The organism is Streptomyces alfalfae (assembly GCF_004127445.1).
GTDB lineage: Bacteria > Actinomycetota > Actinomycetes > Streptomycetales > Streptomycetaceae > Streptomyces > Streptomyces alfalfae.
Genome location: NZ_QEXM01000040.1, coordinates 123016 through 148510 on the forward strand (window position 1 = coordinate 123016; position 25495 = coordinate 148510).

General features: G+C 70.6%; 22 protein-coding genes and 1 riboswitch. Of the genes, 14 read left to right on the top strand and 8 right to left on the bottom strand.

Annotated elements, in window-relative coordinates; genetic code table 11:
• Nucleotides 1-12: 12 nt before the first annotated feature.
• Nucleotides 13-747, bottom strand: coding sequence for a M50 family metallopeptidase (locus tag DCW30_RS18955; protein ID WP_076684630.1), 735 nt, complete (start codon nt 745-747; stop codon nt 13-15).
• Between the two features lie 98 nt (nt 748-845).
• Here DCW30_RS18955 and DCW30_RS18960 point away from each other — a divergent pair, with 98 nt between their 5' ends.
• The 10 genes from DCW30_RS18960 (at nt 846) to DCW30_RS19005 (ending at nt 11159) form a co-directional block, all read left to right on the top strand.
• Nucleotides 846-1661 (top strand): SOS response-associated peptidase, encoded by an 816-nt coding sequence (locus DCW30_RS18960; protein ID WP_062782296.1) that lies wholly within the window; start codon nt 846-848, stop codon nt 1659-1661.
• A gap of 1 nt (nt 1662) precedes the next feature.
• A complete protein-coding gene (locus DCW30_RS18965; RefSeq protein ID WP_076684627.1) occupies nt 1663-2337 on the top strand; it encodes an alpha/beta hydrolase family protein in 675 nt (224 codons plus the stop codon).
• Nucleotides 2338-2569: 232 nt separating this feature from the next.
• The gene (locus DCW30_RS18970) at nt 2570-3253 is read left to right on the top strand and encodes a sigma-70 family RNA polymerase sigma factor (protein ID WP_205576593.1); all 684 of its coding nucleotides are present in this window, start codon (nt 2570-2572) and stop codon (nt 3251-3253) included.
• Complete coding sequence (gene rsrA / locus DCW30_RS18975) at nt 3250-3558, top strand: mycothiol system anti-sigma-R factor (protein WP_076684623.1); 309 nt, start codon at nt 3250-3252, stop codon at nt 3556-3558. The genes DCW30_RS18970 and rsrA overlap by 4 nt, the downstream gene beginning before the upstream one ends.
• A gap of 196 nt (nt 3559-3754) precedes the next feature.
• Complete coding sequence (locus DCW30_RS18980) at nt 3755-5143, top strand: HD-GYP domain-containing protein (RefSeq protein ID WP_076684622.1); 1389 nt, start codon at nt 3755-3757, stop codon at nt 5141-5143.
• An 89-nt stretch (nt 5144-5232) separates the two neighbouring features.
• A complete protein-coding gene (locus DCW30_RS18985; protein ID WP_076688902.1) occupies nt 5233-6483 on the top strand; it encodes an HD-GYP domain-containing protein in 1251 nt (416 codons plus the stop codon).
• A 177-nt stretch (nt 6484-6660) separates the two neighbouring features.
• A complete protein-coding gene (locus tag DCW30_RS18990; RefSeq protein ID WP_062782280.1) occupies nt 6661-7641 on the top strand; it encodes a tetratricopeptide repeat protein in 981 nt (326 codons plus the stop codon).
• Nucleotides 7642-7722: 81 nt separating this feature from the next.
• Entirely contained in the window at nt 7723-8373 is a 651-nt protein-coding gene (gene def / locus DCW30_RS18995; protein WP_076684620.1) for a peptide deformylase, read from the top strand.
• A 300-nt stretch (nt 8374-8673) separates the two neighbouring features.
• Entirely contained in the window at nt 8674-9786 is a 1113-nt protein-coding gene (gene cyc1, locus DCW30_RS19000; protein ID WP_335755776.1) for an epi-isozizaene synthase, read from the top strand.
• On the top strand, nt 9783-11159 hold the full coding sequence (locus tag DCW30_RS19005) for a bifunctional albaflavenone monooxygenase/terpene synthase (RefSeq protein ID WP_076684618.1): 1377 nt from the start codon (nt 9783-9785) through the stop codon (nt 11157-11159). The genes cyc1 and DCW30_RS19005 overlap by 4 nt, the downstream gene beginning before the upstream one ends.
• 67 nt (nt 11160-11226) lie before the next feature.
• Here the strand turns inward: DCW30_RS19005 and DCW30_RS19010 are convergent, their stop codons facing one another.
• From DCW30_RS19010 to DCW30_RS19040, 7 genes are all read right to left on the bottom strand, one after another.
• A complete protein-coding gene (locus tag DCW30_RS19010; protein WP_062782267.1) occupies nt 11227-12249 on the bottom strand; it encodes a ribonucleotide-diphosphate reductase subunit beta in 1023 nt (340 codons plus the stop codon).
• Nucleotides 12249-14708 (bottom strand): ribonucleoside-diphosphate reductase subunit alpha, encoded by a 2460-nt coding sequence (locus DCW30_RS19015; RefSeq protein ID WP_076684616.1) that lies wholly within the window; start codon nt 14706-14708, stop codon nt 12249-12251. The genes DCW30_RS19010 and DCW30_RS19015 overlap by 1 nt, the downstream gene beginning before the upstream one ends.
• Before the next feature lie 128 nt (nt 14709-14836).
• Nucleotides 14837-14959: riboswitch (cobalamin riboswitch) on the bottom strand.
• A gap of 158 nt (nt 14960-15117) precedes the next feature.
• The gene (mctP, locus tag DCW30_RS19020) at nt 15118-16761 is read right to left on the bottom strand and encodes a monocarboxylate uptake permease MctP (RefSeq protein WP_076684613.1); all 1644 of its coding nucleotides are present in this window, start codon (nt 16759-16761) and stop codon (nt 15118-15120) included.
• A complete protein-coding gene (locus tag DCW30_RS19025) occupies nt 16758-17027 on the bottom strand; it encodes a DUF3311 domain-containing protein (RefSeq protein WP_076684611.1) in 270 nt (89 codons plus the stop codon). The genes mctP and DCW30_RS19025 overlap by 4 nt, the downstream gene beginning before the upstream one ends.
• A gap of 119 nt (nt 17028-17146) precedes the next feature.
• Nucleotides 17147-17347 carry a YbdD/YjiX family protein gene (locus tag DCW30_RS19030; RefSeq protein ID WP_062782253.1) on the bottom strand — a complete coding sequence of 67 codons (201 nt, stop codon included), beginning with the start codon at nt 17345-17347 and terminating at the stop codon, nt 17147-17149.
• A complete protein-coding gene (locus DCW30_RS19035; protein ID WP_076684609.1) occupies nt 17344-19479 on the bottom strand; it encodes a carbon starvation CstA family protein in 2136 nt (711 codons plus the stop codon). Before DCW30_RS19035 ends, DCW30_RS19030 begins: the two co-directional genes overlap by 4 nt.
• 123 nt (nt 19480-19602) lie before the next feature.
• Nucleotides 19603-20400, bottom strand: coding sequence for a GntR family transcriptional regulator (locus tag DCW30_RS19040; protein WP_076684607.1), 798 nt, complete (start codon nt 20398-20400; stop codon nt 19603-19605).
• 384 nt (nt 20401-20784) lie between these two features.
• On the opposite strand from DCW30_RS19040, the gene DCW30_RS19045 reads away from it, so the two are divergent.
• The 4 genes from DCW30_RS19045 (at nt 20785) to DCW30_RS19060 (ending at nt 25473) form a co-directional block, all read left to right on the top strand.
• Nucleotides 20785-22059, top strand: a complete 1275-nt coding sequence (locus DCW30_RS19045) for an extracellular solute-binding protein (RefSeq protein ID WP_076684605.1) — start codon at nt 20785-20787, stop codon at nt 22057-22059.
• 92 nt (nt 22060-22151) lie between these two features.
• Nucleotides 22152-23141, top strand: coding sequence for a carbohydrate ABC transporter permease (locus DCW30_RS19050; RefSeq protein ID WP_062782483.1), 990 nt, complete (start codon nt 22152-22154; stop codon nt 23139-23141).
• The gene (locus DCW30_RS19055) at nt 23138-23968 is read left to right on the top strand and encodes a carbohydrate ABC transporter permease (RefSeq protein ID WP_062782240.1); all 831 of its coding nucleotides are present in this window, start codon (nt 23138-23140) and stop codon (nt 23966-23968) included. Before DCW30_RS19050 ends, DCW30_RS19055 begins: the two co-directional genes overlap by 4 nt.
• An 8-nt stretch (nt 23969-23976) precedes the next feature.
• Complete coding sequence (locus DCW30_RS19060; RefSeq protein ID WP_119271239.1) at nt 23977-25473, top strand: glycoside hydrolase family 3 protein; 1497 nt, start codon at nt 23977-23979, stop codon at nt 25471-25473.
• The last annotated feature ends 22 nt before the right edge of the window (nt 25474-25495 follow it).

A 25495-nucleotide genomic window follows, 5' to 3' on the forward strand; every position in this document is an offset into this window, starting at 1 on the left:
CAGCGGCCCCGCTCAGACGGCGAGGAGCCAGCGGGCCCCGCCCATCAGCGAGCAGAGCGAGACGGCGTGGAAGAAGAAGAGCCAGAGCCCGGCAGGGACGTGCGTGAGCCGTGAGAGCTGATCCGCGTCCGAATCGCCCGCGCCCCCGCGCCTGCGCTTGGACTGCAGCTCGAAGGCGGGCCGCACACCGCCGAGGAGCAGGAACCACACCACCGCGTACGCGAACGCCGCCTGCACCTCGGAGCCGGCCAGCCAGGAGACGAGCAGGAAGGCGCCGCCGGTGAGGACGACCGTCAGGACGCCGTACGCGTTGCGGATCATCACCAGCATCGCGACGAGCAGCGCGGTGGCGATCCACAGGAGCGCCGTGATGCGCCTCGAGCCGAGCAGCGCCGCGCCGCCGAGGCCGAGCAGCGGCGGGGCCGTGTAGCCCGCCGCCGCGGTGAGGATCATGCCGATGCCGCTGGGCCTGCCCCGCGAGACGGTCAGCCCCGAGGTGTCGGAGTGCAGCCGGATGCCGTCGAGGCGCCGCCCGGTGAGCAACGCCACAAGGCCGTGGCCGCCCTCGTGCGCGATCGTGATGGCGTTGCGGGCGAGCCGCCAGACGCCATGCGGCACGACCACGGCCAGCGCGACGACGCCGGTGGCTATGACCAGCCATGTCTCGGGCGCCGCCTGCGTACCGAGGATCCGGTCCCAGAGGTCCGTCAGGCTGGCGTCGGCGGCGGTCTCGAGTCCTTGATCCATTGCTGGGACTGACTCCTAGGGGGCAAGGAGGTGCTGCGCGGGGCGCACCGTTGAGAAGTGGTGGTCGGGTGACGGGTGGGCCTGGCAGTCTGGCACGTATGTGCGGACGGTATGCATCGAGTCGTGGGCCGGAGGATCTCGCGGGGATCTTCGAGATCGAGAAGTACGAGCCGGAGGAGGCCCTGGCCCCCGACTACAACGTGGCGCCGACCAAAGAGGTCTACGCCGTTCTCGACCGTCCCCTGAAAGACGCCGACGACCCCGCTCCGGTTCGCCAGCTGCGCACCCTGAAGTGGGGCCTCGTGCCCTCCTGGTCCAAGACGCCCGAGGGCGGGGCCCGGATGATCAACGCCCGCGCCGAGACCGTGCACGAGAAGCCCTCCTACCGCCGCGCCTTCGCCTCCCGCCGCTGCGTCATCCCGGCCGACGGCTACTACGAGTGGGTCACCGCGCCCGAGGAGCGGCAGCTGGAGGTCGAGGGCAAGAAGAAGCGCCCCCGCAAGCAGCCGTACTTCGTGACGCCCGCCGACGGCTCCGTCTTCGCCATGGCGGGGCTCTTCGAGTTCTGGCGGGACAAGACGCTCCCCGACGAGCACCCCCTCGCCTGGTGGGTGACCTGCACGGTGATCACCACGGAGGCCGAGACCGCGCCGCTGGCCGTCGCTCCCGCACAGGGCCCGCGCTCGCTCGCCGACATCCACCCGCGGATGCCGCTGATGCTCACCCCGGACCGCTGGGACGCCTGGCTCGACCCGTCCCGCACGGACGTCGAGGACCTGCGCCCCCTCCTGGAGCCGCCGCCGCACGGACTGATGCGGGCCTTCCCGGTGTCGACGGCCGTCAGCAACGTGCGCAACAACGGCCCGGAGCTGCTGAAGGAGCTGGACGGACCGGAAGAGGGCACACTCTTCTGACGTGACGCACGAGACACGCAGCGGGCCCGGCGAGAGCACCGGGCCCGTCGAGACCATCGAGACCGACACCGGTACGGCGCGGATCACCTGGCGCACGGCACGGGAGCCGCGCCTCCTGCTGGCCGTCAGCCACGGCGCGGGCGGCGGCATCGAGGCCAGGGACCTGAAGGCGCTCGCGGCCGAGCTGCCCGCCCACGGAGTGACCGTGGCCCTCGTGGAGCAGCCCTGGCGGGTGGCGGGCAAGAAGCTGGCGCCCGCGCCCAGGACGCTGGACGCCGGGTGGCGGGGCATCTGGCCCGCGCTGGCGGAGCGGGGGCTGCCCGTGATCTCCGGGGGCCGCAGCGCGGGCGCCCGCGTCGCCTGCCGCACCGCGGCCGAGCTCGGCGCCGCCGCCGTGCTCGCCCTCAGCTTCCCGCTGCACCCCCCGGGCAAGCCGGAGAAGTCGCGCGCCGACGAACTGCTCGGCGCGGGCGTGCCCGTACTCGTCGTGCAGGGCGGCAACGACCCGTTCGGCAGGCCCGCCGAGTTCCCGGCCGGCGACGGCTACGAGCTGGCGGAAGTCCCGTACGCCGACCACGGTTTCGCCGTGCCCAAGCGGGCGGAGATCGGCCAGGACGAGGCCGTGAAGCGCGTCACGGACGCCGTGGTGCGCTGGACGGGAATGTTGGACGCGTGACCTCTGTTGTCGCGAACAGACGGTGAACACCGTCGTCGACCTGTTCGTACGAGAGGGAGTCCGCCGCATGGGTCCGACCATCTGCCCGAACCGCTCCAGCGCCTCTGACCTGGAGTGGACGGTACTGAGCGCACCCAAAAGCGCACCTATTCGGGCGGCGCGCGGAGCGGATCGTCGTCTATCCTCCGATTCGAGTGGGGCTGCTTTCGGCCTCGCCACGTCGTTGGAGGAGGTGGGTCCGGTCACTGGGACCGACGCGGGGACCGAGCACGGTCAGGCGGAGCAGCCCCGAGAGAATCCGGAGAGGTCCGAGACGGCCGCGGAGCGCACGGCCCGCTTCGAGCGGGACGCACTGACCTTCCTGGATCAGATGTACTCGGCGGCGCTGCGCATGACGCGCAACCCGGCGGACGCGGAGGACCTGGTGCAGGAGACGTACGCCAAGGCGTACGCGTCGTTCCACCAGTTCCGTGAGGGCACCAACCTCAAGGCCTGGCTCTACCGCATCCTCACCAACACGTTCATCAACTCCTACCGCAAGAAGCAGCGCGAGCCGCAGCGCAGCGCCGCCGAGGAGATCGAGGACTGGCAGCTCGCGCGGGCCGAGTCGCACATGTCCACCGGTCTGCGCTCCGCCGAGTCGCAGGCGCTGGACCACCTGCCCGACTCGGACGTGAAGAAGGCCCTGCAGGCGATTCCCGAGGAATTCCGCATCGCCGTCTATCTGGCGGACGTCGAGGGCTTTGCGTACAAGGAGATCGCGGACATTATGGGGACACCCATCGGCACGGTGATGTCCCGTCTGCACCGTGGCCGCCGCCAGCTGCGCGGCATGCTGGAGGACTACGCCCGTGAGCGCGGGCTCGTCCCGGCCGGTGCCGGAAAGTCGAACGGAACGAAAGGCTCGGGCTCATGAGCTGCGGAGAGCCGCACGAGACTGACTGCAGTGAGGTCCTGGACCATCTCTATGAGTTCCTGGACCACGAGATGCCGGACAGCGACTGCACCAAGTTCGAGACGCACTTCGAGGAGTGCTCCCCGTGCCTGGAGAAGTACGGCCTCGAACAGGCCGTCAAGAAGCTGGTCAAGCGCTGCTGCGGCTCGGACGACGTCCCCGTCGACCTGCGGGCGAAGGTCATGGGGCGCATCGATCTGATCCGCTCCGGGCAGACCGTGCCCGACCAGGACGTCATCCAGGACGTGACCGCCTCCGAGGCGTGAACGCCCCGCCGGGCGGCGCCCGGCGACCGTAGTCAGCAGCAGGCCGCGCGTTCCGCGCGGCCTGCTTCGCTGTTCCCCCGCCGCCCGTCCTCCCGTTCCCCTCCCGTCACCCGAAGGTGCTAATTCCCCGCGGACGGGAACCGGACCGATGGGCCGCGCACCTAGTCTCCGACCTGCACATAGGGAGGAGACCTCCATGCGGTCGGTGCCGATGTGGGCCCGCGCTTACATCCTGTGCGTCACCCTGGCCGGCGCCTCCTGCGCCGTGTCCGCCCTGGGCCCGCACACCCCCTGGCCCGCGGTGGCGCTCCTCGCGGTGCTCTACGCCGGGTGCGAGCACGAGGCCCTGCTGGACCGCCTCGCGGGCAGGACGGGCGCCGCCGCGCGCCGTCGTGCGCCGCGCGGCCCCGGCACCCTCTTCCCCGTGCTGCTCGCCGGGGTCTTCCTGCTGCCGCCGGCCGCCGCCGCGCTGGTCGCCGTGCCGGGGGCGCTGCTCGCCCGCGCCGACCGGCGCCCCCGGTGGGTGCGGCGCGTCTGGCGCGCGGCGCAGCTCGCCCTCGCCTCCTGGACCTCCGCGCGGCTCTACGCGGCCCTCGGCGGGCCCGCGGCCACCGCCGCGCCGGACTTCCCCTACGTGCTCGGGCCCGCGGGGGCCGCCGTGCTCGCCTTCGCCTGCGTGCTCACCGTCCTGGACGGCGGCATCCTCGCCACCGCGGAGCGGGTGCCCGCGCGGACCGCGTGGCGGGGCCTCTTCGCGCGCTCGCTCGCGCCCGTGGCCGTGCACGGCCTCGCCGGGCTGATGATGGCCGTCCTGTGGACCAGCCCCTACGGGCCGCCCGCCGCGCTGCTCGTCCTGCTGCCGATGGGCGTCTCCTGCTGGGCCTTCGCCCAGTACCACCACGAGCGGGCCGCCCACCAGGCGACCATCCGGGCGCTCGTCCAGGCGGTCGACCTGAAGGACCGGTACACCCGCGGGCACAGCGAGCGGGTCGGCCGCGCCTCCGTGCTGATCGCCGAGGAGCTGGGCATGGACGACGACCGCGTCGAGGTCCTGCGGTTCGCCGGAATCCTGCACGACGTCGGCAAGCTCGGGGTGCCGACCCGGCTGCTGCGCAAGGACGGCCCCCTGACGCCCGAGGAGCGGCGCGTCATCGAGCTGCACCCCGAGTACGGCCACGAGATGGTGCGCGGCATCGGCTTCCTCGGGGAGGCGCGGGAGGCGATCCTGCACCACCACGAGCGGATCGACGGCACGGGGTACCCCTACGGACTCGCCGGGCGGCAGATCCCCGAGAGCGCCCGCGTGGTGGCCGTGGCCGACGCCTTCGACGCGATGACGTCCACGCGGTCCTACAGCAGGGCCAGGCCCGTGGCGGTGGCGCTGGAGGAGCTGGACCGCTGTGCGGGGGCGCACTTCGATCCGGTGATGGTCGCCGCCCTGACGCGGGCGCTCGACCGGCACGGCTGGCATCCCGGGGTCACTTCCGACCTCCCCGGCCGGGTGCCCGATCAGCTCGGTGACCAGCGCGGAAACGTACCGCCTGAGCTGCCGGCGCCCTCGGCGTCCGGCCCAGCGGCCCGGTGACCGCCCTCGCGGCGGCGTCCGGCGGCCCGGAGCGCGCCGGCGCCGCCCCGGCCGCCGAGCCGCCCGCGAGCGAGGACCGGCCGGGACGCCTGCCCGCGGCGCTCGCCCAGGCCGTCGCCGCCCTGCTCGCCCTGACCGCGCTCGCCTGGACCCTCTGGCACGGCATCACCGAGGGGCGCACGGCGCTCGCCTTCGGGGTGCTCATCGGCCTGGGGGAGCTGGCCAGGTGGGGGAGCGCGCGGACCCGGGAGCCCGCGCCGCTCGGGGCCGCGGGCGCGCTGGCGTACGCGCTGCTGGGGGAGAACGCCGGGCACCACACGCACCATGGGGCGCCGCAGGTGATCGCCGTGGTGGTCGCGGCCTCCCTGGTGGCGGCCGTGCCGCACGTGGCGCGCGGCAAGGGCCCCTCACCGGACCAGGTGGCACGGCGGCTGCTGAGCGTCGGCTTCGCCGCCGTCTGCTTCCAACCCCTCTACAACAGCGGCCTGTTGGCGGAGCGGGTCGGCCACGGCCCGTACTTCGCGCTCGTCATCGTCGCCGTGCTCGTCCTCACCGCGCTCTGCGACGCCGTCCTCGCCGCCGCGATGGCGCACGCCCGCACCCGCTGGCCCTTCGGCCCGCTGCTCCGCGACGAGCTGCGGGCCCTGCTCGGCATCGGCTCCGCCGTCTGCGCGACGGGGGCCGTCATGGCGCTCGCGGTGGCCGTGGCCGGGCTCTGGGCGCTGCCCGTGTTCAGCCTCCCGCTGCTGCTCACCCAGCTCTCCTTCCGGCGCTACGCGGCGGTGCGGGCCACCTACCGCCAGACCATCGCGTCGCTGGCCAGGGCCACGGAGATCGCCGGATGCACCCCGCAGGGCCACGCCCACCGCGTCGCGCGGCTCAGCAAGGCGGTCGGGCGCGACCTCGGGCTCTTCGAGCCGGACCTGACCGTCCTGGAGCACGCGGCGCTGATGCACGACATCGGCCAGCTGTCCCTCGTCGATCCGGTGCCGGAGGGGGCGACCGCGGGTCTGCCCGAGGCGGAGCAGCGCCGCATAGCACTGCTCGGCGGCGCCGTCGTGCGGCAGACCGGGGTGGACCCGGCGGTCGCCGTGGTCGTGGAGCGGCAGGCCGACCCGTACCGCGAGCAGCCCCTGGCCGCGCGCATCGTGCGCACCGCGAACGCATACGACGAGATGGCGCGGGGAGAAGGACCCTCGGGGGCACTGGGCGGCCCGCTGCACGCCCTGGAGCGGCTGCGGCTGGCCACCGGCCGCGACCATCAGCCCGAGGTCGTGGAGTCCCTGGCGAGGGTCCTCGCGCGGGAGAGGAGCGGTCCGCGGGGTGTGGGGCGCGGGTGAGGCCGACGGTCGGGCCTTAGCTCGTCCCCGGCTGGGTAACCCATGGGTAATGAGCGGCCGTCCGACCGTACGTGGTTGGATGCGAAGAAGAGGGTGCACGGGGGCATCGGCCCGACGCCGCGCCCTCGCGGGACGGGACTTTCCGAAATCGTGACAGGCGGGAATCAGGCGGGAATCGTGAGGATCTTCGGCAAGGGACGGCACCGGCCCTCCGCCTCATGGCGGCAGGCGACCGACCGCGCGTTCACGCTGATCGGCGACGGCCGGTACGAGGACGCGGGAGCGCTGCTCACGCGCGCGGCGGACCTGGAGCCCTGGCTGTCCGAGTCCTGGTTCAACCTCGCGCTCCTGCACAAGTTCCGGCACGACTGGGAGCAGGCGCGCGCCGCCGGGCTGCGCGCCGTCGCGCTCCTCGACCGCTCGGCCGGTGCCCCTGACTGGTGGAACGTGGGCATCGCGGCGACGGCCCTGCAGGACTGGCCGCTGGCCCGCCGCGCCTGGCAGGCGTACGGACTGCGGGTGCCGGGCGGGGTGACCGCCTCCGGTGAGCCCACGGGCATGGATCTGGGCAGCGCGGCCGTGCGGCTCTCCCCGGAGGGCGAGGCGGAGGTCGTGTGGGGCCGCAGGCTCGACCCGGCCCGCATCGAGCTGCTGTCCATCCCGCTGCCCTCCTCCGGGCGCCGCTGGGGCGAGGTCGTGCTGCACGACGGCGTCCCGCACGGCGAGCGCACGACGGGGGACGGGCACTCGTACCCCGTGTTCGACGAGATCGAGCTCTGGGCCCCCTCTCCCGTGCCGACGTGGGTGGTGCTCCTGGAGGCCGCCACCGAGGAGGACAGGGACGCCCTGGAGCGGCTCGCCGCCGACGCGGGCTTCGCCGCCGAGGACTGGTCGTCGTCGGTGCGGCTGCTGTGCCGCATGTGCTCCGAGTCCCGGATGCCGAGCGACGAGGGCGACGGGGAGCACCTGGACCCGCACGACCACAGTGAGCCCGGCCACCCGGGTCCGCTCGGCCACCGCAGCCCCGGCGCTGTCTGGGTGCCGGAGCGGGAGTGCGGCATCGCCGCGCCCGCCGCCCTGGTGCGCGGGCTCCTGGACAGCTGGGTGGCCGACAGCCCGGACTCCCGCGACTGGCGGGATCTCGAGGAGGTCTGCTGACCCGGGGAGCACCGCCCGACGTTCGCCGTAGGCTGTACCGGCACAAACTCTTGAGGGTTCCAAGGAAGGCGTACGGCGGACATGGCGCAGGACACTGATCAGCAGGCCTCCGGCGGGGTGCTCCCCGTCGACGGCGAGGGCTTCGTCATCGACACGGAGGACTGCGAGGCGCGGGAGACGGCCTACCGCGAGCGCGGCACGTCCCGGCCCATCACGGTCGTCGGCAATCCGGTCCTGCACAAGGAGTGCAAGGAGGTCACGGCCTTCGACGACGACCTCGCGAAGCTGGTCGACGACATGTTCGCCAGCCAGCGCACCGCGCAGGGCGTCGGCCTCGCCGCCAACCAGATCGGCGTCGACCTGAAGGTCTTCGTGTACGACTGCATGGACGACGAGGGCGTGCGCCACGTCGGCGTGGTCTGCAACCCGGTCCTGCGCGAGCTGCCCGCCGACCGGCGCCGCCTCGACGACTCGGGCGAGGGCTGCCTCTCCGTGCCGACCGCCTACGCCCCGCTGGCCCGCCCGGACTACGCCGAGGTGAGCGGCCAGGACGAGAAGGGCAACCCGATCAAGGTCCGCGGCGGCGGCTACTTCGCGCGCTGCCTCCAGCACGAGACGGACCACCTGTACGGCTACCTGTACATCGACCGCCTCTCCAAGCGCGAGCGCAGGGACGCGCTCCGGCAGATGGAAGAGGGCACCCCGCGCTACCCCGTGGTGCCGAACGACTGACGCGCGCGCCGCCTGAGCGGCGTGGGCACCGCGTGACACGAGCGGCCCCTGGACGGGAACCACCCCCCGACCAGGGGCCGTTGGCGTGCGTCGCGCATGCGTACGAGCGGATCGGGCTGCCGAAGATCCATATTCGGTCACGTAAGGGGATGTTCTCGGCGCCCCGTGGGAGTGAATGGCGCAAAACTGTTCCCTGAACGGTCAGTTGTAGTGCTGAATGGAAAGCGCGGGGATACACGACGGCGTGCGCCCGGTACGGCGAGAGGGGCGCGCGCTCAGGCGGCTGAAAGGGGTTTGTTCGTGCCTGCATATTCCAGGAGCACTTCACAGACACAGCCACGCACACAGACGGCAATGGTTCCTCCGGCGCTGGCGGTCCCGGTGATCGAGCGGCAATTTCCCCGGAGTCTGCACCCGTATTGGCCAAAACTTCAGGAGAAGTCAAGGACCTGGTTGCGCGAAATGCGTCTGATGCCGCCGGACAAGGTCGAGCGGTACGCGGACAGCCTCTGCTACACCGATCTGGTGGCCGGTTACTACATCGGCGCGCCCGATGAGCTGCTCACCGCGATAGCGGACCTCAGCAGCTGGTTCTTCGCCTGGGACGACCGGCACGACCGGGACTCGGTGCACGGCAGGGCCGGCCAGTGGCGGCGCCTCTGCCGGGGCCTGCACGACACCCTCGACGACCCCCAGCGGCACCTGACGCACGCGGACCCGCTCGTGGCGGGGTTCGCCGACTGCGTCCTGCGCCTGTACTCCTTCCTGGGCCCGAGCTGGAACGCCAGGTTCGCCCGCCACTTCCACCCGGTGATCGACGCCTACGACCAGGAGTTCAGGAACCGGAGGTCCCGCACCGTCCCCCCGGTCGACACCTACATCGAGCTGCGGCGCCTGACGTTCGCGCACTGGGCGTGGATCGATCTCCTGGAGCCGACCGCGCGCCGGGAGCTGCCGCGCCACATACGCAAGCATCCCGCGTACCGGCGGGCGGCACTCGCGACCCAGGATTTCTCGGCCTGGTACAACGACCTGTGCTCGCTCCCCAAAGAACTCGCGGGAGACGAACTGCACAATCTCGGGATCAGCCTCATCCACCATGAGGGGCTGACGCTCGAAGAGGCCGTACGAGAGGTCCACCGGCGGGTCGTCGGCTGCGTCACGGAATTTCTCCGGGCCGAGGAAGAAGTGCTCGTACTCGCCGGAAAACTGGCGGACGGGACACGAAATGGCGAAGAACTCGCGGACGCATTGAAGTCCTGTGTCTTCAATATGCGGAACTGGTTCTCCTCCGTCTATTGGTTCCACCACGAATCCGGGCGCTACCGAGTGGACAGCTGGGACGACAGGTCAATGCCCCCGTACGTGAGCGAAGAAATCATGGCGGAAAACGAACTGGTAGGTGAGGAATGAGCGTCGATTCCGCGGTACCCGTCCCCACCGCGCCGGGCTCCGGGCCGCTGCGCACCCCGCCGCTCGTGAAGGGCGGCGCGCCCCTGCTCGGTCACGCCTGGAACCTGGTGCGCGACCCGCTCGGCTTCCTCTCGGCGCTGCGGGATCACGGGGATCTCGTACGGATCAGGCTGGGGCCGAAGACCGCCTATGTGGTCTGCGATCCGCGGCTCGTCGGGGCCATGCTGAAGAGCCCGGAGTACATCGTCGGCGGGCCGCTGTGGGACACCCTCGAAGTGCTCCTCGGCAAGGGCGTGGCGACCAGCAACGGCCGGCTGCACCGGCGCCAGCGCCGCATGATGCAGCCCGCGTTCCGGCCCGAGCGGATCGCCGACTACGCCAAGGTGATGGAGGAGGAGGCCCGCGCCACGGCCGCCCGCTGGCAGCCGGGTTCCACGGTCGACGTGGGCGCGGAGATGTTCCGCACGGCCGTGCGCATCGTCTCGCGCTCCCTCCTGGAGGTGGAGTCGATCGGCGCCAAGGCGGACCGCATCGCCGACTCGCTGCACACCGTCTTCGACGGGCTCTACCGCCGGATGGTGCTCTCGGTCGGTCCGCTGCACCGGGTGCCGACCCCCGCCAACCGGCGCTTCGAGAGCGCTCTCGCCGATCTGCACGCCCTCGTCGACGAGATCATCGCCGAGCGCCGCGACGCCGGACCCGGGGGCCCCGACGACCTGCTCGCGGAATTGCTGCGCGCCACGGACGAGGCGGGTGATCCCCTCACCCATCAGGAGATCCATGACCACGTGGTGTCCCTGGTGGTCGCGGGAGCGGAGAATGTCGCCTCGACGCTGGCATGGACGTTCCATCTGCTGACCGAACACCGCGACTATGAAAGGCAGTTGATTGACGAAGTAAATTTCGTGGCCCCGGACCGCGCGATCACTTTCGCCGATCTCGGCGAGTTGCGGCACACCCGCAATGTCGTGACCGAGGCCATGCGTATCCGTCCGGCGGCCTGGATATTCACCCGCAGGTCCACGGCCGAGACCGAACTGGGTGGCTACCGCATTCCGGCCGACGCGGACATCGTCTACAGCGTGTACGCGATGCAGCGCGACCCGCGTTCCTTCGAGCGGCACCTGGAGTTCGACCCGGGCCGCTGGAATCCGGAACGCGCCGCGGAAGTGCCGGAGTTCGCGATGATGCCGTTCAGCGTCGGTAACCGTAAGTGTCCCGGAGACCACTTCAGCCTGGCCGAACTGGCCCTCATCCTGGGGACGGTGGCACCGAAGTGGCGCCTGGAGCCGGTCGAGGAGACCGACACGGACACCCGCGTCGGCATCACCCTGCACCCCAAGAAGCTCCTCATGCGGGTGGAGCCCCGCTGAACCGACGGGTGTGCCCGCTCCCGCCAGGGGAGGGGGCGGGCACACCCGTACCGGGTCCGCGCCGGGGTCAGAACTCGTCGTCGAAGGAGACCGAACCCTCCACCGCGACCTGGTATGCCGAGGGCCGCCGCTCGAAGAAGTTGGTCAGCTCCTGCACGCCCTGGAGCTCCATGAAGGAGAACGGGTTCGACGAACCGTAGACGGGTGCGAAGCCGAGCCGCTCCAGACGCTGGTCGGCGACGCACTGGAGGTACTCGCGCATCGAGTCGGTGTTCATGCCAGGCAGACCGTCGCCGCACAGGTCACGCGCGAACTGCAGCTCGGCCTCGACGGCCTCCTTCAGCATGTCCGTGACCTGCGTCCGGAGCGCGTCGTCGAACAGCTCCGGCTCCTCCTTGCGGACCGTGTCCACCACGTCGAACGCGAAGCTCATGTGCATCGTCTCGTCGCGGAACACCCAGTTCGTGCCGGTCGCGAGGCCGTGCAGCAGACCGCGGCTGCGGAACCAGTACACGTACGCGAAGGCCCCGTAGAAGAACAGGCCCTCGATGCACGCGGCGAAGCAGATCAGGTTGAGCAGGAAGCGCCGGCGGTCCGCCCGCGTCTCCAGCCGGTCCAGCTTCTCCACCGAGTCCATCCACCGGAAGCAGAACTCCGCCTTCTCGCGGATGGAGGGGATCTCCTCCACCGCGTCGAAGGCCGCAGCCCGGTCGTCCGGGTCGGGCAGATAGGTGTCGAGCAGCGTCAGATAGAACTGGACGTGCACGGCCTCCTCGAACAGCTGACGGCTCAGGTAGAGCCGGGCCTCGGGGGAGTTGATGTGCTTGTAGAGCGTGAGCACCAGGTTGTTGGAGACGATCGAGTCACCGGTCGCGAAGAACGCGACGAGGCGGCCGATCATGTGCTGCTCGCCGGGCGAGAGCTTCGCGAGGTCGGCGACGTCGGAGTGGAGGTCGACCTCCTCCACGGTCCAGGTGTTCTTGATCGCGTCCCGGTAGCGCTCGTAGAAGTCCGGGTAGCGCATGGGGCGCAGGGTCAGCTCGAAGCCCGGGTCGAGCAGGTTCTTCTCGGAGCTGGTCGTGTTGCTCATCACTGGCAGGCCTCGCAGGACTCGGGATTTTCCAGGGAGCAGGCGACGGCGTCGGGGTCGGCCGCCTGCCGGGGGACGGGGGTGGCGCCGGCGGCGCTCGGACCGCCGGCCGCGCGGGCGATGCGCGTGGCGGGCCGGGAGCGCAGGTAGTACGTGGTCTTCAGGCCCTGCTGCCAGGCGTAGGCGTACATCGAGGAGAGCTTGCCGATGGTCGGCGTCTCCAGGAAGAGGTTCAGGGACTGCGCCTGGTCGAGGAACGGGGTGCGCGCCGCGGCCATGTCGATGAGGCCGCGCTGCGGGATCTCCCACGCCGTGCGGTAGAGCGCGCGGACGTCCTCGGGGAGCCAGCCGAAGCCCTGCACCGAGCCGCCGGCCTCGCGCAGCGCCTCGCGGGTCCGCGCGTCCCAGACGCCGAGCCGCTTGAGCTCCTGGACCAGGTAGGCGTTGACCTGGAGGAACTCACCGCTGAGCGTCTCGCGCTTGAAGAGGTTGGAGACCTGCGGCTCGATGCACTCGTAGACGCCCGCGATGGAGGCGATGGTCGCCGTCGGCGCGATGGCGAGCAGCAGGGAGTTGCGCATGCCGGTCCTCGCGATGCGGGCCCGCAGCGCGTCCCACCGCTCCGGCCAGGCCGGCTCGACGTCGTAGTGGTCGGGGTGCAGGACGCCGCGCGCGGTGCGGGTCTTCTCCCAGGCCGGCAGCGGGCCGACCGGGGTCCCCCCTGCACCGGAGCCTGCCGAAGGTGCTTGGGGGCGCTCGGCGAGGTCCGCCGACGCCTCGTACGCGGCGAGCATGATCCGCTCGGCGATACGGGTGGAAAGGGCCCGCGCCTCGGGGGCGTCGAAGGGCAGCTTCAGCTGGAAGAAGACGTCTTGGAGGCCCATCGCGCCGAGGCCCACCGGGCGCCACTTGGCGTTGGAGCGGCCGGCCTGCTCGGTCGGGTAGAAGTTGATGTCGACGACGCGGTCGAGGAAGGTGACGGCCGTGCGGACGGTCGCGTCGAGCCGCTCCCAGTCGATGTCACCGACGGCCGGGTCCACGAACGCGCCGAGGTTCACCGAGCCCAGGTTGCAGACGGCCGTCTCCCCGTCGTCCGTCACCTCCAGGATCTCCGTGCAGAGGTTCGAGGAGTGCACGGTGTGGCCGGGCTCCGCCGTCTGGTTGGCGGTGCGGTTGGCGGCGTCCTTGAACGTCATCCAGCCGTTTCCGGTCTGCGCGAGGGTGCGCATCATCCGGCCGTACAGCTCACGGGCGGGGAGGGTCTTCTTCGCGAGCCCGGCGGCCTCCGCCCCGCGGTAGGCGGCGTCGAACTCCTCGCCCCACAGGTCGACGAGGTCGGGCACGTCGGCGGGGGAGAACAGCGACCAGTCCTGGTCGGCGGCGACCCGGCGCATGAACTCGTCGGGGATCCAGTGCGCGAGGTTGAGGTTGTGCGTGCGGCGCGCGTCCTCACCGGTGTTGTCCCGCAGCTCCAGGAACTCCTCGATGTCGGAGTGCCAGGTCTCCAGGTAGACCGCGGCGGCGCCCTTGCGCCGGCCGCCCTGGTTGACGGCGGCGACCGAGGCGTCGAGCGTCTTCAGGAACGGCACGATGCCGTTGGAGTGCCCGTTCGTGCCCCGGATCAGCGAACCGCGGGCACGCACGCGCGAATACGAGAGCCCGATGCCGCCCGCGTGCTTGGAGAGGCGCGCGACCTGGTGGTAGCGGTCGTAGATCGAGTCCAGCTCGTCCAGGGGCGAGTCGAGGAGGTAGCAGGACGACATCTGCGGGTGCCGGGTGCCGGAGTTGAAGAGCGTCGGCGACGACGGCAGGTAGTCCAGGCGGCTCATCAGGCCGTACAGCGCGGCGACCTCGTCCACCGCGCGGGCGCCCTCGTCCTCGGCCAGGCCGCTCGCCACCCGCAGCATGAAGTGCTGCGGGGTCTCGATGACCTGGCGGGTGATCGGGTGGCGCAGCAGATAGCGGCTGTGCAGGGTGCGCAGGCCGAAGTAGCCGAAGCGGAAGTCGGCGCCGTCCGCGAGAGCCGCCTCCACCAGCGCGTCGAGCCGGGCCCCGTGCTCCGTCACGAACGCGGCCGTGCGATCGGCGATCAGGCCCTCGCGGTGGCCCACCGCGATGGACTCGGTGAAGGAGCGCACGCCCTGCGTGGCCGCCTCCTCGCGGATGCCGATCGAGAGCAGCCTGGCCGCCAGCTTCGAGTACTCCGGGTCGTCGGAGATGAGCCCCGCGGCGGCCTCGGTCGCCAGCTCCCGCAGCTCGGTCGCGATCTCGGCGGCACCGCGGGCTGAGCGGCCCCGCAGCGCGGCGGCGGCGACCCGGCCGGGGTCGGCGTCGGGGAGGTCGGCGGTGAGGTCGGTCAGGGTGCGCAGCAGTGCGGCTCCCGGGCCGTCGGTTCCTTCGGCACCCTCGGCGTTCGGCGGCTTCGTCGCTGACACCGGATCGGCAGGCGCGATGGTCACGTGGGGCTCTCCCTCGCTCGGCTCCGGGCCGCGGGAGGGGAGGGCGCACGGGGGCACGCGCGCAGGGCGGTGCACCGCGTCCACCGGCCCATTCCACGAGGCCCGGACGGTCGGCACCCGGGCCGGACGGCACGGGTGCGCTGCCGGCAGGTCTTCGGACTCCGCGTACGCCAAATGCGTACACGTCCACCGTTGCGGGACAGTTCCGGACTTGCACCGGATTCCCCTGCGGCGACAGCGAGCACGAGCATACATCTTGTGCCGGGTCCGGGAAGCGGACCCACATCTTGTGTCGACGGGGGAGGGGTGCGGGGACGGGCGCGGGTACGGCGAAGGGCCGCCGGTTGCCCGGCGGCCCTTCGCGCGGCAGTGGACGAGGCCCTGTGCGGCCCCTGTGAGGGTGGCGCGGTCAGTGCGCGGCGCCCGCGGTGGCCGGGGGCAGTTCCTCGATCACGCCGGGGTCTCCCGCGTCCGCGGTGTAGTCCTCGGGCGAGGTCTCGTCGATGCCGTCGGGAGCCTTCGCGGCCCGCAGGACGAAGGTGAGGACCACCGTCACGATGACGTTCAGGACGAACGCGGTGAGGCCGATGTAGCCGATCTCGCCGATGCCGGGGATCTCGTCGGACGAGCCGCCGAAGTGCTTCTGCGTGGGCGAGGCGACGCCGTACGCGGCCAGGGTGCCGTAGGCCATGCCGACCGCCCATCCCGCCAGCAGCGCCCAGCGGTGGAACCAGCGCGTGAACAGGCCGCCGACCAGCGCGGGCATGGTCTGCAGGATCCAGATGCCGCCCAGCAGCTGGAAGTTGATCGCGACGGTCTTGTCCATGGTGAGGACGAAGGCCAGCGCGCCGACCTTCACCAGGAGCGAGACCAGCTTGGAGACCTTGGTCTCCTGCTCGGCCGTCGCGTCCGGCTTGAGGAAGTCCTTGTAGATGTTGCGCGTGAAGAGGTTCGCGGCGGCGATGGACATGATGGCGGCGGGAACGAGCGCGCCGATGCCGATCGCGGCGAAGGCCACGCCCGTGAACCAGTCGGGGAACATGTTCTCGAACAGCTGAGGGATCGCGAGCTGCCCGTTCTCCACCTTGACCCCGGCCGCGATCGCCATGAAGCCGAGCAGCGCGAGCAGGCCGAGCATCAGCGAATACAGCGGCAGGATCGTGGTGTTGCGGCGGATCACGTCGCGGCTCTTGGAGGAGAGCGTCGCCGTGATCGAGTGCGGGTACATGAAGAGCGCGAGCGCGGAGCCGAGGGCCAGCGTCGCGTACGTCCACTGCCCCGCCTCGCCCGGAGCCAGACCCGCGACGGGCTTGCCCGCGGCGTCGTTGGCGGCGGAGAACTTGGCGTCGGCGGCCTGGAAGATCTCGTCGAAGCCGCCCAGCTTGATCGGGATGTAGATGATCGCCACGGCGATGACCAGGTAGATCAGGCCGTCCTTCACGAACGCGATCAGGGCGGGCGCGCGCAGACCAGAGGAGTACGTGTACGCCGCGAGCACCGCGAAGGCGATCAGGAGCGGCAGGTCCTTGATGAACCAGTTGGTGTCGGGGCCGCCGCCGACGCCCATGACGTCGAGCACCGCCTGGATGCCGACGAGTTGGAGGGCGATGTACGGCATGGTGGCGAGGATGCCGGTGACCGCGACCGCCAGGGAGAGCCCCTTGGAGCCGAAGCGTCCGCGCACGAAGTCCGAGGTCGTCACATACCCGTGCTTGTGCGAGACCGACCAGAGGCGCGGCAGGAAGGTGAAGATGAGGGGGTAGACGAGGATCGTGTACGGCACCGCGAAGAACCCGGCCGCGCCCGCCGCGTAGATCGCCGCGGGGACGGCGACGAAGGTGTACGCGGTGTAGAGGTCGCCGCCGAGCAGGAACCAGGTGACCCAGGTGCCGAACGAGCGGCCGCCCAGGCCCCATTCGTCGAGGCTCTCGGTCTCGGCCTTGCGCCAGCGGGCCGCGAGGAAGCCCATGACCGTGACCGCGACGAAGAAGAAGATGAAGACGGCGAGCGCGATGCCGTTGACACCGCCGGTGCCGGCTGCGAGGACGTTCATCGGCCCGCACCTCCCCGGACCTGCTCGGCCTTGCGGGCGCGCTGGTCACGCTGCCACAGCTGGTAGGCGACCATCGTGAGCGCCGTGGAGATGACGACCCACAGCATCTGGTACCAGTAGAAGAACGGGATGCCGATGAAGGCCGGGTCCACCTTGGCGTAGGAACCCACCCAGAGCATCGCCACGAACGGCGCGACGAGGCAGACGGCGATGACCACGCGGACCGGCGTGACCACCGGTCTGTTCACTTCAGGCGCATCTGACATATCGCGGCTCCGTTCCCTCACTTATCCCATGCTTAACGTGCGGGAAATCTAAGCGACAGTCTCGCGCTATGGAACCCCTGTCCGGATAACGGACGGGACTCGAAGTGTCGCCGCGCTACTCAGCAGCAGCGGAAGCCCTGCCTCGGGTCCGACTCCCGCCGCTCCGTCCGCATGCGCTCGAACGCCCGGCGGTCGGGCACGGCGGTGTGCGGATGCTCCTTGCGCAGGTGCGCCACGTACCGCTCGTAGGCCGACTCGTCGGTGAACTCGCGGACGTACCACCGCAGTCGGCGCAGGGCGCGCAGCAGTGGGGCGGTCATGGGCGGGCCGCCGGTTCCTGCTCCGAGGCCCGCTGCTTCTCCTCGCGGGTGGCGAAGAGCCCGTCGGGGGCGGTCAGCCGGGACTCCACGTACGGGGCCTCGCTCAGCCGTGAGGCGTGCGGGTCGCGGATGTGCCGCAGGCAGACGCGGCCCGCGTCCAGGATCACGACGACGATGAGCAGGGCGAGGACCGCCGAGATCACGCCGTCCACCGTGGAGTTGGTGACGACGGTGTGCATGTCGTCCATGGTCTTGGCGGGCGGCAGGACCATGCCCGCCTCGATGGCGTCCTGGTAGTCGGAGCGCTGCTGGAAGAAGCCCACGCGGGGATCACTGGAGAACACCTTCTGCCAGCTCGCGGTGAGCGTCACCGTGGCGTCCCAGGCGAGCGGGACCGCGGTGATCCAGGCCCACTTCAGGCGCCCGGACTTCACGAGCAGCGTGGTGCAGACGGCGAGGGCGACGGCCGCGAGGAGCTGGTTGGCGATGCCGAAGATCGGGAAGAGCTGGTTGATCCCGCCGAGCGGTTCGTGCACGCCGACCCAGAGGAAGTAGCCCCACAGACCGGTGACGGCCGCGCTGGTCAGGATGAGTCCCGGCTTCCAGCTCACGTTCCTGAAGGGCTTGTGGACGTTGCCGAGCATGTCCTGGAGCATGAAGCGCCCCACGCGCGTGCCCGCGTCGAGCGCGGTGAGGATGAAGAGCGCCTCGAACATGATCGCGAAGTGATACCAGAAGGCCCGCATCGAGTCGCCCGTGACCTTCGAGAAGATCTCGGAGACGCCGATCGCGAGCGTGGGCGCGCCGCCGGTGCGCGAGAGCAGCGACTCCTCCTCCACCTGCTCGGCGGCGCGCGCGAGGTCGGCGGGGGAGATGGAGTACCCGAAGTTCGCGACGGCCTTCGACGCCTCCTGCACGGTGTCGCCGACGACGCCCGCGGGCGCGTTCATCGCGAAGAAAAGGCCGGGATCGATGATCGACGCGGCGACGAGCGCCATGATCGCGACGGCCGACTCCATCAGCATGGAGCCGTAGCCGACCATCCTGACCTGCGTCTCCTTCTGGATCATCTTCGGTGTCGTGCCCGAGGAGATCAGCGCGTGGAAGCCGGAGAGGGCCCCGCACGCGATGGTGATGAAGACGAAGGGGAACAGCGAGCCCGCGAAGACCGGTCCGTCGCCGCGGGAGGCGAAGTCGGTCACGGGGTCCATCTTCAGCGTCGGCAGGGTGAGCACCACCCCGAGGGCGAGCAGCAGGATGGTGCCGATCTTCATGAACGTCGAGAGGTAGTCGCGCGGCGCGAGCAGCATCCACACCGGCAGGATCGAGGCGATGAACCCGTACGCGACCAGCCAGATCACCAGCGTCGAGGGCGCGAGCGTGAAGGTGTCGGCGAGCGAGGACTCCGCGACCCAGCGCCCCGCGACCAGCGCGAGCAGCAGCAGCGCGATGCCGATGAGGGAGACCTCGGTGACCCGCCCCGGCCGCAGGACCCGCAGGTAGAAGCCCATGAGCAGGGCGATGGGCACGGTCATCGCGATGGAGAAGGTGCCCCACGGGGACTCGGCGAGCGCGTTGACGATCACCAGGGCGAGCACGCCGAGCAGAATGATCATGATGGCGAAGGCGGCGAGCAGCGCGGCGGCCCCGCCGAACGGCCCGATCTCCTCGCGCGCCATCTGCCCCAGCGACTTGCCGTCCCGCCGGGTGGAGAAGAACAGCACGACCATGTCCTGCACGGCCCCGGCGAAGATCACGCCGGCGATGATCCAGATGGTGCCCGGCAGATACCCCATCTGCGCGGCGAGCACCGGCCCCACCAGCGGTCCCGCGCCCGCGATCGCCGCGAAGTGGTGGCCGAGCAGCACGCGGCGGTCGGTCGGGTGGAAGTCGATGCCGTTGTCGAGCCGCTCGGCGGGCGTCGCCCGCGTCCTGTCGACCTTCAGCACCCGGTACGCGACGAATCTCGCGTAGAAGCGGTAGGCGATGGCGTACGAGCCGAGGGCCGCCGCCACCATCCACGCGGCCGACACCTCCTCGTCGCGTGCCAGCGCGAGGACGCTCCAGCCCGTGGCGCCGACCAGCGCGACGAGGCTCCAGACGACGATGGTTCGGGGGTTCGCTCTGCGCACCGGGCCGCCTCCCGTTCATCAAGCGATGACGTCAGGAAGGTAGGGCAGCGGAGTGCCGTGCGCCAGACCGCGTACGGAGTCGCGTCAGGGGAGGGAGGGTCAGGGCGGGCCGGGACGGCGGTCTCAGTCGGTCGGCCGCTTCAGGCGGGCCACGAACTTGTAGCGGTCGCCGCGGTAGACCGAGCGCACCCACTCCACGGGCCGGCCGTCGCCGTCCAGGGAGTGCCGGGAGAGCAGCAGCATGGGCAGGCCGACGTCCGTGCCGAGCAGGCCCGCCTCGCGCGGGGTGGCGAGCGAGGTCTCGATGGTCTCCTCGGCCTCGGCGAGGTGCACGTCGTACACCTCGGCGAGCGCGGTGTAGAGCGAGGTGTACTTGACCAGGGAGCGGCGCAGCGCGGGGAAGCGCTTGGCCGACAGGTGCGTGGTCTCTATGGCCATGGCCTCGCCGTTGGCCAGGCGGAGCCGCTCGATGCGCAGGACCCGGCCGCCCGCGCCGATGTCGAGCAGCCCGGCGAGGGTGTCGTCGGCCGTGATGTAGCCGATGTCCAGGAGCTGCGAGGTGGGCTCAAGGCCCTGGGCGCGCATGTCTTCGGTGTACGAGGTCAGCTGCAGCGCCTGGGAGACCTTCGGCTTGGCGACGAAGGTGCCCTTGCCCTGGATCCGTTCGAGGCGGCCCTCGACGACCAGTTCCTGAAGGGCCTGGCGGACCGTCGTGCGCGAGGTGTCGAACTCGGCGGCGAGCGTGCGCTCGGGCGGCACGGGGGTGCCGGGCGGCAGCGTCTCCGTCATGTCGAGGAGGTGCCGCTTCAGGCGGTAGTACTTCGGCACGCGCGCGGTGCGGCCGACGCTCGCGGCGCCCGTGCCGTCCGTCGCCACGGGCGCGCCCGTGGCCGTCCCGGTGCTGCCCGCCTCGGTGCCCATGGTCCGCCCACCCGTCTCCCCGCCGCCGCTCTTCAGCGACTGGTTCGGCTCCTGTGCTGCTGCCGTCACCGGCTCCTCCGTCTGTCGCGGCTCACATCGTGGCACGGTACGGCCCCGGGTCCCCCCGCTCGAACGAAAGTCGCCCGAACGAACGTCGCCCGACGATAAGTCGGCGTGCCAAGAGGGCGCCCCGTTGCTCAGGTGTCGGTCCGATAACGGACGTGACAGCCCTTCTTATACACCCTTGACACCCCTAAAGGTCTAGGCCAAGCTCCCCGTACTGGTCTACACCATTAAAGACCAGGTTCCAGTCCCACGGGCAGATCTCGGTCCATTCGGTCGCTGCGGGTGGGGGGTTGACTGGCATCCCTTGAGGAGGATGACGTGAATCGCAAGCTCATGGCGGCCATTGGTGTCGCGGGCATGTTGGTCTCGGTCGCGGCGTGCGGCGGCGACGGCGACGACAACAAGGCCGGGGGCGCCGACGGCTTCAAGGGCGAGACGCTGACGTTCTGGGCGATGGACGGCTCGACGCCGGAGCAGTGGCAGAAGGACGTCACGGCCGCCTTCGAGAAGAAGACGGGCGCGAAGCTCAAGTTCGAGGTGCAGACCTGGAACGGCATTCAGCAGAAGCTGACCACGGCCCTCTCCGAGGAGAACCCGCCGGACGTCTTCGAGATCGGCAACACCCAGACCCCGGCGTACGCCAAGACGGGCGGTCTCGCCGAGCTGGGCGACCTCAAGGAGTCCATCGGCGCCGACTGGACCGAGTCGATGAACAAGTCCTCGGTCGTGGACGGCAAGCAGTACGCCGCCCCGTGGTTCGTCCTCAACCGCGTCGTCGTCTACAACAAGAAGATCTGGGCCGACGCCGGTATCAAGGAGCTTCCCAAGACGCGCGCCGAGTTCCTCAAGGACCTCAAGCAGATCGGCGAGAAGACCGACGCCGAGCCGATCTACCTGCCCGGACAGAACTGGTACCACTTCGTCGGCCTGACCATCGGTGAGGGCGCCGAGCTGGTCAAGAAGGACGGCGACAAGTACGTCTCCAACCTGGACGACCCGAAGGTCGCCAAGGCCATGAAGACGTACAAGCAGTTCGCGGACCTCTCCAAGGCCCCCAAGAACAAGGACGAGGCCACCCCGCAGCAGGCCGAGGTCTTCGCCAAGGGCAAGACCGGCGCCTTCATCGGCATGAGCTGGGAAGCCCCCACCGCCATCAAGGCCAACCCGAAGATCGAGCAGGACATCGGCTTCTTCACGATCCCCGGCCCCACCGCCGACAAGCCCGAGGGTGTCTTCCTCGGCGGCTCCAACCTCGCCGTCGCCGCGACCAGCAAGAAGCAGGAGCTCGCCAAGGAGTTCCTGAAGATCGCGCTGTCCGACAAGTTCGAGGGCCAGTTCGCCAAGGAAGGCGGCCAGATCCCGAACAAGAAGGCGCTGGAGTCCAACCTCAAGGGCAACCCGGCCGCCGAGGCCGCCGCGCCCGCAGCCGTCGGCGGTGGCACCACCCCGCTGATCCCGGAGTGGGGCGCGGTGGAGAACCCGCCGAACCCGATCAAGAACTACATGACCGCGGTGCTCAACGGTAAGTCTCCCGCGGACGCCGCCAAGCAGGTCGAGGGCGAGCTCAACAAGCGCCTGTCGCAGAAGCAGTAAGAACGCCCCTCTTGCCGGGGCGGCGGGTGAACCGTCCCCGCCGCCCCGGCACACCTCTGCTTACCGCGATGCCCACGAAAGAGATGGCGAGCATGACCGTGCAGAAGACCGAACGGCCGCCCTCCGGCCCGACGGAGGTGCAGACACCGGCAGGCGGGCCACGGCCGAGTGGCCCGCGCAAGGAGCCCAGGCGTCTCGCCGGGCTGACGCCCTATCTGCTCCTTGCCCCCGCGATCGTCGCCACCCTGCTGCTGCTCGGCTGGCCCCTGGTCAACAACGGGATCCTGTCGTTCCAGAACCTCAACATGAGGCAGTTCATTCTGCACCTCACGGAGTGGAACGGGTTCGACAACTACAAGGACGTCCTCACCGGCGAGGACTTCTGGCGGGTCACAGGACGCTCGGTCGCCTTCACCGCCGTCAACGTCGTCCTCATCATGGGCCTCGGCACCCTGGTGGGGCTGCTCCTCGCCCGCCTCGGCCGGAAGATGCGCACCTTCCTCCTGCTCGGCCTCGTGCTCACCTGGGCGATGCCCGTCGTCGCGGCGAGCACGGTCTACCAGTGGCTGTTCGCGCAGCGCTTCGGCGTCGTCAACTGGGTGCTCGCCAAGATCGGCTTCGAGTCGATGGCCGACCACGACTGGCTGGCCACGCAGTACTCGACCTTCTTCGTCGTCCTGCTGCTGATCGTCTGGATGTCCATCCCCTTCGTGGCGATCAACCTGTACGCCGCCACGACCACCATCCCCAAGGAGCTGTACGAGGCCGCGGCGCTGGACGGCGCGGGGGCCCTCAAGCAGTTCACCCAGGTGACGCTGCCGTATTTGAAGCCCTTCCTCTACGCCACGACGTTCCTGGAGATCATCTGGGTCTTCAAGGCGTTCGTCCAGGTCTTCACGATCAACGAGGGCGGCCCCGACCGCCTCACCGAGATCCTCCCCGTCTACGCCTACATCGAGGGCATGGGCAACCAGCACTTCGGCATGGGCGCCGCGATCGCGCTGCTCACCATCGTCATCCTGCTGGCCATCACGTCGTTCTACCTGCGCATCGTGCTCAAGCAAGAGGAGGACGAGCTGTGAAGCGCTCGCCGCTGGGCCGTCTGTGGCCCAACCTGGTCGCCGTCCTTATCTTCATCCTCTGCGTCTTCCCCGTGTACTGGATGTTCGCGACGGCCTTCAAGCCGACCGGCGACATCATCGCCGAGGACCCGGTCTGGTTCCCGACCGACGCCACCCTTGAGCACTTCAAGACGGCGATGGACGCCGACCACTTCTGGACCATGGCCGGCAACTCCCTGATCGTGACGCTCCTCGCGGTCGTCTTCTCCCTCATCATCGGCGTGACCGCGGCGTTCGCCCTCGCCCGGATGCGCTTCAAGGGGCGGCGCGGCTTCATCATCGGCTTCATGCTGGCGCAGATGGCGCCCTGGGAAGTCATGGTCATCGCGATCTACATGATCGTGCGCGACGCGGACATGCTGAACAGCTTGATCCCGCTCACCCTCTTCTACATGGTGATGATCCTGCCCTTCACCCTCCTCACGCTCCGCGGCTTCGTCGCCGCCGTGCCCAAGGAGCTGGAGGAGTCCGCCATGGTCGACGGCTGCACCCGCATGCAGGCCTTCCGCCGGGTGATCCTGCCGCTGCTCGCGCCGGGCCTGATGTCGACCTCGCTGTTCGGCTTCATCACCGCCTGGAACGAGTTCCCGCTGGTCCTCGTGCTCAACAAGGAAGCGGAGGCCAAGACCCTGCCGGTGTGGCTGTCCAGCTTCCAGACCGCCTTCGGCGACGACTGGGGCGCCACGATGGCCGCCGCCTCCCTCTTCGCCGTCCCGATCCTGATCCTCTTCGTCTTCCTGCAGCGCAGGGCCGTCAGCGGCCTGACCGACGGCGCAGTGAAGGGATAACTCCGCACATGACGACACTCACGCACGCCGGTGACACCCTCACCCGCAACGCCCTCGCCGTGCTCCAGCCCGGCTTCGACGGCACCACCACCGCACCGGACTGGCTGCGCCGCCGGATCGGCGAAGGCCTCGCCTCCGTCAGCCTCTTCGGCCGCAATGTCCGCACGGCGGAGCAGGTCGCCGCCCTCACCGCGCAACTGCGCGCCGAGCGCGACGACCTCCTGATCGCCATCGACGAGGAGAGCGGCGACGTCACCCGCCTGGAGGTGCGCACCGGCTCCTCCTACCCGGGCAACCACGCGCTCGGCGCCGTCGACGACACGACGCTGACCCGCGAGGTCGCCGCCGACCTCGGCCGCCGTCTCGCCGCCTGCGGCATCAACTTCAACTGGGCGCCCTCGGCCGACGTCAACGCCAACCCCGACAACCCGGTCATCGGCGTACGCTCCTTCGGCGCCGACCCCGAGCTGGTCGCCCGGCACACCGCCGCCTACGTCGAGGGCATGCAGTCCTCCGGCGTCGCCACCTCCGCCAAGCACTTCCCCGGCCACGGCGACACCGCGATCGACTCGCACCACTCCGTGCCGGTCATCGACGTCGACCGGGACGTCCTGAACTCCCGCGACCTCGCGCCGTTCCGCGCGGCCATCGCCGCGGGCACGCGGGCCGTGATGAGCGCCCATGTGCTGGCCCCGGCCCTGGACCCGGACAACCCCGGGACGCTCTCCCGCCGCATCCTCACCGGCCTGCTCCGCGAGGAGTTCGGCTACGAGGGACTCATCGTCACCGACGGCATGGACATGCAGGCCATCGCCGGCACGTACGGCTTCGAACGCGGCTGCGTCCTCGCCATCGCCGCCGGCGCCGACGCGATCTGCACGGGCGGCGGCCCCTCGGACGAGGGCACCGTGCTGCGGCTGCGGGACGCCTTCGTCGCCGCGGTGCGCTCGGGGGAGCTGCCCGAGGAACGCCTCGCCGACGCCGCCGACCGCGTACGGGCGCTGGCGGGCTGGGCCTCGGTGTCGGGCGCGACCGATCGTTCGGGGGGCGCGCCCGACACCGGGATCGGCCTGGTCGCGGCCCGCCGCGCCCTGACGGTCACCCGCGGCGAGACCTACGCCGCCCCGCTCACCTCCGCGCCCTACGTCGCCACCTTCAGCCCGCTGCCGAACATCGCGGTCGGCGACGAGACCCCGTGGGGTGTCACCGCCGAGCTCGGACGCCGGTTCCCCGGCACCCGCTCGGGCACGTTCTCCGGCGACACGGCGGGCGCCGAGGCCCTGGCCGCGGCGGGGGAGCGGCGCATCGTCGCGGTCGTCCGCGACGCCCACCGGCACGGCTGGATGTCCGCGGCCCTGACCACCCTGCTCGCCACCCGCCCCGACACGATCGTGGTCGAGATGGGCGTCCCGCAGTCCGCCCCGGTCGGCGCCCTCCACATCGCGACGCGCGGCGCGGCGAGGGTCTGCGGCGAGGCAGCGGCGGAGATCATCACCGCGAGCTGAGTCGGCGGCCTCCCCGCCGCCG